Annotated in this window: 12 protein-coding genes; 8 read left to right on the forward strand and 4 right to left on the reverse strand. The window is 41.0% G+C overall.

From position 1 onward, the window contains the following. The first annotated feature begins 91 nt into the window (after positions 1 to 91). The 5 genes from AACT52_RS27535 to AACT52_RS27555 all read left to right on the forward strand — a co-directional run bounded on the left by AACT52_RS27535 (position 92) and on the right by AACT52_RS27555 (position 3,554). Positions 92 to 493, forward strand: a complete 402-nt coding sequence (locus AACT52_RS27535) for a hypothetical protein (protein ID WP_073627734.1) — start codon at positions 92 to 94, stop codon at positions 491 to 493. Continuing rightward, the gene (locus AACT52_RS27540; protein WP_083630007.1) at positions 493 to 870 is read left to right on the forward strand and encodes an HNH endonuclease; all 378 of its coding nucleotides are present in this window, start codon (positions 493 to 495) and stop codon (positions 868 to 870) included. Before AACT52_RS27535 ends, AACT52_RS27540 begins: the two co-directional genes overlap by 1 nt. A 17-nt stretch (positions 871 to 887) precedes the next feature. Then, positions 888 to 1,352 (forward strand): hypothetical protein, encoded by a 465-nt coding sequence (locus AACT52_RS27545; protein WP_073627736.1) that lies wholly within the window; start codon positions 888 to 890, stop codon positions 1,350 to 1,352. A gap of 79 nt (positions 1,353 to 1,431) precedes the next feature. Beyond that, the gene (locus AACT52_RS27550; RefSeq protein ID WP_073627738.1) at positions 1,432 to 1,755 is read left to right on the forward strand and encodes a hypothetical protein; all 324 of its coding nucleotides are present in this window, start codon (positions 1,432 to 1,434) and stop codon (positions 1,753 to 1,755) included. 53 nt (positions 1,756 to 1,808) lie between these two features. Then, the gene (locus AACT52_RS27555) at positions 1,809 to 3,554 is read left to right on the forward strand and encodes a DnaJ domain-containing protein (RefSeq protein WP_073627740.1); all 1,746 of its coding nucleotides are present in this window, start codon (positions 1,809 to 1,811) and stop codon (positions 3,552 to 3,554) included. A 251-nt stretch (positions 3,555 to 3,805) separates the two neighbouring features. On the opposite strand, the gene AACT52_RS27560 is transcribed toward AACT52_RS27555, so the two are convergent. Together AACT52_RS27560 and AACT52_RS27565 are read right to left on the reverse strand one after the other, a co-directional pair. After that, positions 3,806 to 4,354, reverse strand: a complete 549-nt coding sequence (locus AACT52_RS27560) for a GNAT family N-acetyltransferase (protein WP_073627742.1) — start codon at positions 4,352 to 4,354, stop codon at positions 3,806 to 3,808. A 93-nt stretch (positions 4,355 to 4,447) separates the two neighbouring features. Next, complete coding sequence (locus tag AACT52_RS27565; RefSeq protein WP_073627744.1) at positions 4,448 to 5,533, reverse strand: hypothetical protein; 1,086 nt, start codon at positions 5,531 to 5,533, stop codon at positions 4,448 to 4,450. A 1,809-nt stretch (positions 5,534 to 7,342) separates the two neighbouring features. On the opposite strand from AACT52_RS27565, the gene AACT52_RS27570 reads away from it, so the two are divergent. The 3 genes from AACT52_RS27570 to AACT52_RS27580 all read left to right on the forward strand — a co-directional run bounded on the left by AACT52_RS27570 (position 7,343) and on the right by AACT52_RS27580 (position 11,042). Then, the gene (locus AACT52_RS27570) at positions 7,343 to 8,791 is read left to right on the forward strand and encodes a glycoside hydrolase 100 family protein (protein ID WP_073627746.1); all 1,449 of its coding nucleotides are present in this window, start codon (positions 7,343 to 7,345) and stop codon (positions 8,789 to 8,791) included. Between the two features lie 331 nt (positions 8,792 to 9,122). Beyond that, positions 9,123 to 10,517 carry a 16S rRNA (cytosine(967)-C(5))-methyltransferase gene (locus tag AACT52_RS27575; protein WP_233153795.1) on the forward strand — a complete coding sequence of 465 codons (1,395 nt, stop codon included), beginning with the start codon at positions 9,123 to 9,125 and terminating at the stop codon, positions 10,515 to 10,517. Positions 10,518 to 10,619: 102 nt separating this feature from the next. Further along, positions 10,620 to 11,042: a tellurite resistance TerB family protein gene (locus AACT52_RS27580; protein ID WP_073627752.1), complete on the forward strand. Its 423-nt coding sequence runs from the start codon at positions 10,620 to 10,622 to the stop codon at positions 11,040 to 11,042. Positions 11,043 to 11,202: 160 nt separating this feature from the next. Here AACT52_RS27580 and psb35 read toward each other — a convergent pair whose 3' ends face one another. Continuing rightward, a complete protein-coding gene (gene psb35 / locus AACT52_RS27585) occupies positions 11,203 to 11,430 on the reverse strand; it encodes a photosystem II assembly protein Psb35 (protein ID WP_073627754.1) in 228 nt (75 codons plus the stop codon). A gap of 135 nt (positions 11,431 to 11,565) precedes the next feature. Beyond that, complete coding sequence (locus AACT52_RS27590; protein WP_073627756.1) at positions 11,566 to 13,008, reverse strand: bifunctional orotidine-5'-phosphate decarboxylase/orotate phosphoribosyltransferase; 1,443 nt, start codon at positions 13,006 to 13,008, stop codon at positions 11,566 to 11,568. Positions 13,009 to 13,207: the final 199 nt, after the last annotated feature.

A 13,207-nucleotide genomic window follows, 5' to 3' on the forward strand; every position in this document is an offset into this window, starting at 1 on the left:
AACTAAGGAAAATTTCATTTATTCTTACTGAGCAGCAATAGTTCTCTCGTTTAATGTATATGTAATATTTCTGAAACTAAAAGAGAAAATAGTGACACTACAAGACGAAGAACTGAAAGATAAAGTAGAAGGTGCAGCATTAGTCACTGGAGGAACCGTAGCGGGTGCCGCTGTATCCGCAGTTGTTGGCGGCATGGGATTAGTTGGAGGTTTCGGGGGCGTGGCAATTGGGATGGCTCCGGTTGCTGCTGCTGGTGCGGTTGTGGGTACAGCCGCTTACGGAGCTAAGAAGGCAATAGAAGAGGGAGACGCGACAGCTATAGGTGCAGTGGCAGGCGGAGCAGCAGCAGGTGCAGGGGTTGCTGCTGTCGTTGGTGGTATGGGCTTAGCACTAGGAGGAACTGCTGTGGCTATTGGAGCAGCTCCAGTTGTAGCAGCTGGTGCAGTTGTTGGACTAGCGGCTTATGGGTTGAACAGGCTCTTTAACAAATAATGACAAAACAGCCTCCCAACCCACTGCAAAAACTGGTGCGTGGTGTCATTCGGGATTTCATTGATCAGGCTAATAGTCCAAAAGTTGATAAATCAGCACAGCCAAAGGCAAAAAAATCTGCTGTTACCAAATCCCAATCTAAACTCAAGCAGCAAGCAAAGAGGCGATCGCGCCATATTCCGGCATCTGTTCGTGTTTCAGTTTTACATAGAGACGGTTACAAATGCGTTTTTTGTGGCATCAGCGCGCGGCAAATCGAGCTAGAAGTTGACCACATAGTGCCATTCTCCAAAGGTGGCAGTCACGACATTAGCAACTTGCAAACACTGTGTATAGATTGCAATCGGGGTAAGGGAGCGCGTTTTTTGAAAAAATAAGGCTGAGTGGAATTATTATGTTATTTGAAGTTTTTCAAGCAGGAATTTCTTTATTTCGTGAACCACATGAAACCAGATGGAATCCTTATGGTTTACAAGGAGACCTTTTGCTATTTTTTAGGGATTTCAAAAAATCCATTGACTCGAAAGATTTACAAAGAATTCAGAACTTAATATCTGATAATTATTATAGTAACTCTTTTGTAAACCAGAATAAACAACAGCTACTGTCCTGGTTTCAGGAAGTTTTTCAAAAAATGCCATCGGTTGTATACCCATCTCTAGAAATTGAAATATGTAAAGCACCAGAAATAAGAGGTGAAGATCAAGTTTATCTCGTACTTAGACCTACCCTGAACATTCACATTTTAGGAATTAATTTAGCATCTCATTTATTTGGTACTAACAGTCGGATATCTATGCTTATAGAAAAAAATACAAATTCTGGTTTATTCTCTATTACCAATATGGAAGAAGTTTAATAAAAGTTAAAAAAAAGTCATACCAAACATTTGTTAAGAGTGTAAACCAAGTAATACAACAAGTTGGATAAGTAAAAACATGGCTTACGTACATGAGATTAAATTCTATATCAGCAGCGAATCTGGCAAATTAAAAGTAGCTTTCTATGACAGACCTGCAATTTTTTGCAACGAATTTTGGATCAAGAATGTCGATGCTTCAGAGATAGGTTTCACCTGCATACCAGAAGGTCTGAAACTTGAACAAAAATACAAAGTAGAAGTACTTGGTATTAAACCTTTTCATGCTTCTAAGCCTGAATTTGATTTGATTGACAAATGTGCTGAAGTAGCTTTTTATGCAGCTAAGCAAGCAGCTATCCAGGCAGTAATACCCAATCCGGGTCTACTACCCCCTTTGTGACTGATGGGGTGCAAGTAGGTTAGGTAACTTAAATTACATAAGGACGACAACAAGTGGGACAAAACTCCACAACAGGCGCAGCGTTTATTGCAGGAGGAAGCCTAGCTGGCGCTGGTGTTTCTGCAACAGTAGGCGGGATGGGATTAGCTGGAGGATTTGGAGGCGTTGGAATTGGGACAGCTCCTGTAGTTGCTGCTGGCGGTGTAGTTGGTGCAGCTGCTTATGGCGCTTTTAAGGCGATCGCAGAGGGAGATGCTGTTGCTTTCGGTGCAATGGGAATTGGCGCAATAGGCGGTGCTGGTGTTTCTAGCGTCGTTGGTGGTATGGGGTTAGTTGCACCCAAGATAGGTTTAGCTGTTGGTATTGGCACAGTACCTATGGCAGCAATTGGTGGTATGATTGGACTCGCAGCTTATGGTATTGCCAAGCTACTAGACGAGTCTGGAAGTGTGGAAACTCCAGCACAGGTTTTTGACCGGATGGAAGAAAAAGTCTTGCAGATGGATGCCTATTACGAAGCTGTGATGGAGTTAGAGGCATTTTTATCTGGTGAAGACCTTAACCAAAAATTTGCAGCTTTGGAAGTTGAGGATGAGTTACAGGCGCTCAAGGCTGAATTCAAGACAAAAACTCAAACCTCTGCTCCTAATATTGAAGCAGAAGTCGTATCTGCCCAACCAACATCACCCGAAGCTTGGAGATGCGTGCAGACTCTTTACGGACACACAGGCGGAGTGAATGCGATCGCCATCAGCCCCGATAATCAAACCTTGGCAAGTGGAAGCAATGACAGAACAACTCGTCTATGGAAGTTGAATACAGGAAAATGGCTGTACACTTTCGCTGGGCAAGAAGAGGCGATTTTATCTGTTGCTATTAGCCCTGATAGTAGAATACTTGCCAGTGCCGGTGTCGCTCGCAAAATCAGCAGTTGGCATCTGGATACAAAAAAATTTAACCGTACATTCTTTTATTTAAATCCCTACAGTCATACTGGCTTTGTTTACTCAATTGCCTTTAGCCCGGATGGGACAATTCTTGCGAGTGGTAGTGGCGATAAGACTATTAGACTTTGGGGACGTTACACCGGAGAAGTAAAACGTACCTTAAATGGACATTCAGACGCCGTTTTGTCTGTTGCTTTCAGTCCGAATAGCAAAATCCTTGCCAGTGGTAGTGCTGATAAAACTGTTAGACTTTGGGATTTAAAAAATTGGGGACAGCCCCGTATTCTTAATGGACATTTGAAAGCAGTTAATACAGTTGTCATCAGTCCAGACAGTCAAACTGTAATCAGTGGTAGTACAGACACCACAATCAAACTGTGGAATCTTCACACTGGCGAATTGCTGCATACTCTCACTGGACATTCAGCAGCGGTTGTGTCTGTTGCCATCAACCCCGATAAACAAACCCTCGCCAGTAGCAGCACAGACGGAATCATCCATCTTTGGGATTTACAGACTGGAAAACTGCTACAAACCCTTGCTGGGTGCAGTCCTATTGCCTTCAGTTCTGATGGAAAAACATTCGTGAGCGGGGGGAAAGGCGGCACAATCAAGATTTGGCGTCAAATGCTTGGTAGTGATGAACCTATAGCTGAGTCTATGCCATCTGAGGAATGGTGGAAAGTCTTGGGTGTAGATAAGGCTGCTTCTTTAAAGGATGTAAAAGGTGCTTACCTGAGATTAGCAAGGCAGTATCACCCTGATATTAACAGTTCTGCCAGTGCAAAAGTCATGATGCAAGTCATTAATCGGGCTTATAAAGAGTTTCGCTACCAATCGGTTAATAACTAATGTTTAGCAAACTAGGTAGGAAAATACACATAATCAAATTTATGCCAAAGTGTTAGCCTTATTTAACCAGCCCCCACCATAAACGGTACTCCGTTTTAGTGGTGGGTACTTCACCCTCTGACTTTTCACGTCATGTGGAAAAGTCCACAAAAAATCTAACTTTCTTTCCCCAAAATTCACGCGTCTCTCTCCTATAAGGAGAGAGAAATAGAAGCGAGGTTTTCCAGATACTGTGAAAAGTAAGATTTAACCTAAGTACGATACGCTCCAAGCCAAGGACCAATTGGTTCGTCTGGCAACTCTTTGGTTTGCGTTTCCTCTTTGTAAATTTGAAAGCCCCGTGCCTGATAATTAGCCAGTGCATACGGTCCATCCAAGCTACAGGTATGTACCCACACTCGCTGTGCCCCCATTCCCCACGCTTGCTTGACTCCAAAACTTAGCAGGTGTCCCCCAATCCGCTGCCCCCAAAACTGCCGTAAGATACAGAAGTAAGCTATCTTGACGTTATTGTCTAACTGTGCTTCTAGTTCAATGTATCCTGCTGGTGTACCTGAGACATAAGCAACCCAAGTTTGTAGCTCGGGGCTCTCTAGGTATTCTAGCCATCGGCTGTAAGTCCAGTCTAAGCGGTCTATCCAGTACCAGTCACCACCTACACTGCTATAGAGAAATCGACTGAATTCAGGAGAGGGAACTTCAGCCCGTGTTATGAGTAGCTTGGAATTGTTAGAAAAGGCAGGGCGCAACTGCCTAGGGTCTAACATTTCTAGATACCAGGTTGTGACATCAACAAGCATCGGTTGATTTTCATCAGAATATCAATTCAGAATATCAATATTGTATTGCTGCGTTACCAGTAGCGCTAACACACACCAACCAACCCCTACCCCTTAAATAACACCCCCAACAGATTCCTGCCTAACACCCAGCCGCTTACGTTCCTTAAAGAATATCTGCTGCATTCCTTCAATGTAAGGCAGCAACAGATCCTGCTGTTCTGGGTTGACACGGCTCATCATCTCATCCCCCAACACTTGGCACCATTTTTCTGTCATTTCCCACGGAATTTCTACACCCTGTACAACCATCTCACATAAAGGAAGTAGTTCCTTCTTTAATGGAGTCATACTCTCCTCTAACAAACACAGCCATATATAAGCTTGGAACATATTCAAGTCACGAAGACATGAATATGTAACCTCTGGATCGCTCAAACCTCCCCTACGGCTACGATGATTCGGCAATAATTCCACAAGTCGGCGGTAAACGCTTTGAGCAATGTCCTCACAAACAGGTAACATTTGCTGTAGAAGCACTAACATCGGCGAACCTAACTCATACTTGGCAGCAGCAGCGCAAACTCGATGCCAAGGCATAGCGATTTGCTCTTCGACAAATTTTAAATAGGGAGTCAGTAGTACTTTCTCAGGAGGTGTCAGCTTCTTAAGAATTAACTTATTGCTGAAGTTTAACTGTGTAGTCATAAAACCAAGGGCACGCCAGTCCTTAGATGCTAAGTGCTGCTCTTGAAATACCATTAATATTGGTTCCAAGGCGGTTGATAACTCTTCAACTGCTGCTATTGCCAACACAGAAACAGAGTTCTCCTCAACTCTTATTGTCAGTACATTGTTTTCCAGGGACTGCTGTTGGTAAATTTCTAAGAGCTTTCTGTAAATTCGGAAGGCAAATTGAGTGATTAACCTTGCCTCGCTCAAATCTAGGACATTAGGTATATATCCATAAAGAGCTTTTGTTTGAATCCATGCCATTTGGCAGTTGACATCTAGCACGTTATCTTTTAATTTAGCAGCGGTCAAGGCTCTACCTTCTGCTGAAGCTGCTGCCTGCAAAGAACTGTAAAGCGACAGATTTCCTGAGGATAGGGAAGACAAGTTAAGTATGAAGCGCTGTGACCAAAGGTTAAGCAGCCGTTCAACTGAGGCAGTTTTCACAGTTGGAGAGGTTTTTAACATGAATTTTTCCTGTTCCTGTGCAATTTTTTTGCAAATTTGACAAATCGACCTGCCCTGAAGTGTTGAAAATACGGTAGATGGTTTCTTAATTAAAGTTATACATAAAAATTAACTTGACGAAGTCGTGTTTATATTTAAAAGTTCTTATAGTTAGTATAGAAAAAAAAGTTATCTTTTTACTTATTCGACAAATATCAACTGTATATAAATTAACTTTCTTACTTTTCCCACAAAAACTGGTTGCTCTCTAGTTTCTCGCTTGAAAACTGATAAATATGCACTTTTGAAGTGTTAAGTATTGCAAATAAATTAGTTATCACTGGCAAAATGTGTTTTTTGATCCTTATTTATACTTAATTACTAAAAAAAGAAGATAAATATACGAGAGCGAATTTACCTAAATGCTCAGCAAAAAATTAAACGTCCAACTTTACACAAGCTTTACAATAAGTTTCAAATAATTTACGGATTCTTACTGAACAAAAAGATTTATCTTAGGCTATTCTGTATATATGGATACTGTTTCTTATGGTGATTTTAGTTAAGACTCATGCAAAAATCATAAAGAATCCTTAATCAGTACTTCTAACGGTGTGTCTATTAATGAATTTTGTGCAGTAGGTTACAAACTTTCTTATCACTGTAATGATTTGTACAGAATGTGATTGGAGATAAAATGAGTCTCGGTTATTCTCAGACAGCTGGTTAGCCTGCACAGTACTAGATTTCAAGGTAGACTTTTAAATCACATTTTCCATTGAATCAGTGTAATAGAATAGGATTCTCCTGTAGAGGAAGTACCCAAAGGTTATGCCATCTTCCTAGAAAAGCGGTATGCATCTGTTCCTAGGGTCTACTTTTACGGGTCTTTACACTTGTTCAATACCTTACACCGTTAGCTGCTGCATTTTGGCACACAGCTAGTTGCTCTTGCTTTGTTGTCTTTGGATGAAGCACTCAGCTAAACGCTGAAAATGCCTGTTTTTGATAAGGATTCACTAAACGATGGAGTACTTGGCGAATGGGTGTCGAATGCTGTTAAACAAAAAGTAGATTTCGGTGTCTTCTAAACTGCCAAATCAGATAGCTTTGTTACTGTTTTCAAGACAAGTTACAAAATTTTTGTTGTTTCAAAAGTTACTTTATATTTACCTGTATTGCTTATGAATTTTTCTGCAAGCCAGCGCGTAAAACCTGTATTCTGCCTGTACTTTTGTACGCTTTATGTTATCTGTTTTATCTCTTTTACCTATTACAACGTCGTCATTTAAGAGGAATTGAGGTAAAATAAGTAGCCTTTATTAAACTGTGAAAAAGAAAGTTAAAAATCATATTGCATCTTGTGAAAATTTGTTATAGATTCTTATCATATGGGCGTGGTCAAATTATTTCATTCATAGTCCAAATTATCTCTTTTTAATTTAAGTATAACTACTTAATAAAAACAACAAAATTATGCAAACATTACATACTAGCTGAAATATGTATTTGTTTGGTAAAACCAAGGTTCTTGGATTTCAAACAGAGCAACACATCATGAAAAAATAGGTTTATGCGACTGTTTGAAGTAAAAAAAAACAACGGCTTTCATTTAGAAAGAGATAATTAACCCAAAGAAAATAACTCTCAATTAAGCCGCGAGAAATGAGCAGCTAGAGCCGTTGTTGCTGTGCTTATCGTTCGTGTAGCGGTTCGTATTTGCTATTCAATTAATCAGCATTGTTATGATGAGAATAGCAGCAATAACTTCATCATTGGTGCATCTACAACAAAACCACAATTGACCAGAGAAAAGGAGTTTTCCCTACAATGCAATTAGATGACTTGGTATCGAGTGAAAGTATAGAACAAGAAGCATGGACAGCGCTAGAAAAGTCGATTCTCTATTATAAAGGTCGTCCTGTAGGGACGGTAGCTGCTTATGATGCAACAGTAGAAGCGTTAAATTACGATCAGTGTTTTGTTCGAGATTTTGTATCTTCTGCTCTCATTTTTCTAATGAAAGGTAGAACGGATATTGTCCGCAACTTTTTAGAAGAAACCTTAAAATTACAGCCTAAAGAAAGGCAATTAGATGCTTATAAGCCGGGTCGAGGTTTAATGCCGGCTAGCTTTAAAGTTGTCTGTGATGGTGAGGAAGAATATTTAGAAGCAGATTTTGGCGAACACGCTATTGCGCGAGTCACACCTGTTGATTCCTGCTTGTGGTGGGTGATTTTATTGCGTGCTTATGTAGTTGCTACTAAAGATTTCTCTTTAGCTTATCAACCTCAATTCCAACACGGTCTGAGATTAATAATGGAACTGTGTTTGGCAACTCGGTTTGATATGTACCCAACGATTTTGGTTCCAGACGGCGCTTGTATGATTGACCGTCGTATGGGTATCTATGGGCATCCCCTGGAAATTCAAGCTCTATTTTTTGCTGCATTGCGTGCTGCTAGAGAACTGTTGATTTGTCAGGGTAACGAAGATATTGTGACAGCGATCGATAATCGCTTGCCGCTTCTACGGACTCATATTCGCCAGTATTATTGGATGGATCTTCATCGGTTAAACAAGATCTATCGCTTTAAGAGTGAAGAGTATGGCAAAGCAGCAGCGAATCCCTTCAATATATATGCAGATTCGCTACCCTATTATGAATTGGACAAATGGCTGCCAAGAAAAGGTGGTTTTCTCGTTGGTAATGTTGGACCTTCGCAGCTAGATACTCGCTTCTTTTCTTTAGGAAACTTGGTGGCTGTTGTTTCAGATTTGACGAGTGAAGAGCAATCACAAGCAATTATGAATCTCATCGACGAGAGATGGGAGGACTTGGTGGGAGATATGCCCATGAAAATTTGTTTCCCAGCTTTGGAAAACGAAGAGTATAGAATTGTCACTGGATGTGACCCCAAAAATAGGCCTTGGTCGTATCACAATGGTGGAAGTTGGCCTGTCTTATTGTGGTTGTTGTCAGCAGCTGCTGTAAAAACTAATAGAATAGAGCTTGGACATAAGGCTGTTGAAATTGCAGAAGCACGCTTGCATCTAGACGAATGGCCAGAGTATTACGACGGTAAGAAAGGGCGACTGATGGGCAAACAAGCCAGAAAATATCAAACTTGGACAATCGCTGGATTCTTGTTAGCAAAAGAACTATTGCAAAACCCCACATTTTTACCTTTAGTAACTTTTGCGCCATTCACCGTAGAACCTGCTTCTAGGGCTTGTGAGTTTGAACTGGTTCAGGTTGACACTGTGTACTTGAGTTAAAGCTTGTAAAGTAACTTAAAGCTAATTTTCATGAAACCAGGGTGCGTTACGGTCACGTAAACGCACCTCATCACATGAATAGACTTCTTGCATTCATTCAAAAAAAAAGAATAATTAACCACAGATGGACACAGATGGACACAGATAGATTCTACTTATGCAATCTTACTCCATGAGCTTTTGCTCACAAGGAACAATGAAAATGATGCTGGAACGATTTTGCGTGGTTTCAGCCTCTATTTTCATAGGAGGTCTAATGCATTTCATTTGTACAAGCAAGACCGCTAGGATACTTGCTACCATCGGCTTGTCCAATTTTGAATTTTGAATTTTGAATTTTGAATTGTTCACATCCCCCCGTCAACTTGCTTTTATTGCCTTGCGAGACGTTCACAAGGGGGCTTATGCTGACATTGCCCTAGATAGAGTGCTGCAAAAAGCAAATTTACCTGATAGCGATCGCCGCCTCCTCACAGAATTAGTTTATGGCTGCACCAGAAGACAGCGTACCCTTGACGCCCTGATCGACCAATTAGGTAAAAAGAAATCTCACCAACAGCCAAAAGACCTCCGCACCATTCTGCATTTGGGCTTGTACCAACTACAGTATCAGGAACGAATTCCTGAAAGTGCTGCTGTAAATACTACCGTGCAACTCGCTAGAGAGAACGGCTTTTCTGGACTGACGGGTTTTGTTAATGGTTTATTGCGGCAATATGTTCGTTTAGGAAAGAAAGAAGATGGAAGAATCAAGAATGAAGAAAGTTTTCTATCTTCTTTCTTGTCTGAGAAATTTTCTGACCCCGTGGAACGCTTGGGTATTTTATACAGCTTTCCTGACTGGATTATTCAAGTTTGGGTGGAACAATTCGGTTTGGCAGAAACAGAACAACTTTGCTTATGGATGAACAAAACTCCTACAATTGACCTGCGGATAAATCCCCTTCGCACTTCAATAGAAGAAGTTGAGGCGGCGTTGTCATCTGCTGGTATTTCGTTTCAACGTGTTCCTCACCTACCGCAAGCTTTACGATTGATTAGTAATGCTGGTCCTATTCAAAATCTGCCTGGTTATGACAAGGGTTGGTGGACTGTACAAGATAGTAGCGCCCAGTTGGTGACTCATTTACTCGACCCGCAACCAGGTGAGGTGGTGATTGATGCTTGTGCTGCACCAGGGGGTAAAACAACTCACATTGCAGAGTTGATGAAGGATACAGGGAAGATTTTTGCGTGCGATCGCACTTCCTCGCGCCTCGTAAAACTTCAAAAAAATGCTCAACGGCTGAAGTTACAATCGATTGAAATTTCCACTGGTGACAGCCGTAATATGCCCCAGTTGGAAAACACTGCTCACCGCGTATTACTGGATGCACCATGTTCTGGTTTGGGGACTTTACACCGCCATGCTGATGCTCGTTGGCGACAGACACCAGAAAGTGTGGAAGAACTCTCGCTGCTTCAAAAACAATTATTAGCACATTCCTCAACTTTTGTCAAGGAAAATGGTGTCCTCGTTTATTCCACCTGCACGTTGCATCCAAAAGAGAATGAAGGTGTTGTTTCGTCATTTCTGACTGAGAATCCAAATTGGGAAATAGAGCCTCCGAGTGTGGATTCCTCTGCTAGTGCGTACTCCACAGCACAAGGCTGGATGAAAGTTTTGCCCCACCAACAAGACATGGATGGCTTTTTTATGGTGCGCTTAAGAAAAACTAAGAATTAAGGAAAAATACTATTTAAAATGTAATATTTTTCAGTGAAGGAGGAATGAGGAATAGGGAAAATAAGGAAGAAGACCAATTCCTAATTCCTTGAGGAAAAACACATGGTTAATAATTCCAGTGTGACAAATTTAATTAAAATTTTGATTGGTGCAGCTTGGATTGATGGCAGAATCCAGCCAGAAGAGAGAGAATATCTTCGCAAAATAGCTCAGGAAAAGGGCGTGGCGACAAATCCAGAAATTCAGCCTTTGCTGCATGAATTGGTTGCTGTGCAGCCAGAACAGTTTGACGAGTGGGTGAAGGAATATTTAGGCGATCGCCCTAGCGCAGCAGATTACCAAAACCTAATTGAAGCGATCAGTGGCTTAATTTACAGTGATGGCGAAGTAGCAACAGAAGAAGCAAGACTCCTGACGAAATTACAACAATTATCAGACAAAAATGATTCAACCCAACCTGGGTCTAACGCCATTCTCAAACAAATTCAAAAGCTTTACCGTCGTTGGGTTGAGGTTCAGAACTGAGGGTTCTTTCAGTTCTGAGCAATGAATCCAACAGAGTCCTGAGTTGTGAGCAATGAATCCTGAGTAAGTACTTGTCTTTCTGTAAATTATTTTTTGTTATCAAAATAAAAAAATCAGAACGTATGATACTAGCTCTTGAACACTCACAACTCAGTACTATCTAGGACTTCGGCTCACCCAACCCTGGAGTTGGATCTTTATCAACTTTAGGCACAAAGTCAGGACGCTCTTTGTCTTCCCAACCTGCGGGGCGCTTAGAGTTGTACCAAGCAATTGAGCCGATGGTGACAGCAGCAAGAAAGCCAATCACATACACAGCTGTGAAAGCCCAAGGAAATTGGTATGGTTCTTTAGCTGCTTGCGCTGCTGCTTGCATGAAAAAATACATGAGTATAACCTCCTATAGTAGGCAACACTACATTAGACCCTATAGAAAGAGCGTATCACCAACATCCACCGCAGGGGAGAACAACAGAGGGGGAGTAAGACAGGACTGCTTAATTACTACAGACAAAACATCGTACTACACATTTGATTGTTCCCTCAAAGCAGAAAATTGCTCCTCATTAATTCGTCCGGCTTGATACAGGGTTTCCGTGATTTCCGACATCGTTAAAACAGAATGACCCCGATAACCATTTTCTTGTAACCGATTTTTTACCCCTTGTTCATGGTCGATAAAAACCACGATGTCATTGACATTTAATCCCACAGATTTTAACTTTCCTGCTCCTTCCATTACACTTTTCCCACTGATGAGAATATCATCAACTACCACAACTGTCTCTCCAGGAAAAAACTCACCCTCAATTAACCTTCGAGTTCCATGTGCCTTCACTTCTTTACGAGGGAAAATCATTGGACAATTGAGACGTAAGGCTAAACCAGTTGCGGTAGGTAAAGAGCCGTAGGGAATACCTGCGACTCTATCAAATTGCAAGCTTTTCAAAATCTCCTGATAGGCATTGAGAACTTGATTAAAAACTTGCGGATTAGAAATTATTTTCCGTAAATCGACATAATAAGGAAATGTGGCTCCTGATGCTTGGACATAGTTACCAAACATAATGCAACTAATATCATAAAGTTGCAGAATCAAATCTTGTAGAGGGTGTTGTTCTAACAAACAAACATCGGGAAACCATACAGAACAACTAGAAGCATCATAGGTAATTTCATTTTTCGCTTGATTCACTTCTGCTTGCAAAGACTGAACTTGCTCAGACAAATCTTCCTGTGTCAACATATCTTGAGGAACAGGAATCAGCAGACCATCACCGTTAGCATTCAGACCAGCTGCTAAAATTTTGGAAAGGTTGTTACCCTCTGCCCAGATGCTACGAGCCATAATAATTCGTTCGGGAGAAACTGCACGAATACGAGCCAAAATATCAGGATTCGTCGTTCCCACTTCTAAACCCACTTGTTCTGGAGTTCCCCAATTTTTTGATTCCTTGACAACTTGTAAATAAAGAGGTGCCTCAGTCGAAGGATATTGCTGTAAAGTGACAGCAGTAGGATTAGAAGTACAGCACAAAATAAAAACAGCCTTATCTGGGTAAACCAAAAAAGGGGCTACAAGGTCTTGTCCTATATAGGCGGTCAAAGTTATAGCGTCTACATTCCATTCTGTAAACACAGTTTGAGCAAAGATAGTACTTGTGTTTAAATCACTATGTTTGGCGTCTAAAATAATTGGAATCTGGGCGGGGATAGCTGCTAGAGTTCGTTGCAGCAATTCTATGCCTGGAGCACCTAAAGCTTCATAAAATCCAAGTGTAGGTTTATAGGCACAGACTTTATCGGCTGTTTCAGAAATCATAAATTGTAACCAATCCCACAAGCCAGAAATGATATCTTGAGATTTGTAGCGGGCGGGTATCATTTCTGGATTGGGATCTAACCCTACAAATAGTAAACTTTGATTTTGTGAAATTGCCTGATTTAACTTATCAAAAAAGTTCATAATATTTGCTAAAACAATAAACAAATAAATAAAAAAAATTATAATTGGTAAATATTTCTAGCTGTTTCCAGTCTACTAAGGTATGAATTTATCTGTGTTTCATAAGTAGTTAATTACTTATTTGCTCAGAGCTTGCACCCAACACGAGCCAGAGGCTCTAATATCTCGTTACCAGGTTGAACCTGGTAACGAGGGTTTG

The sequence above is a fragment of the Scytonema sp. HK-05 genome, from assembly GCF_963872035.1.
Classification (GTDB): Bacteria; Cyanobacteriota; Cyanobacteriia; order Cyanobacteriales; family Nostocaceae; genus Kalymmatonema.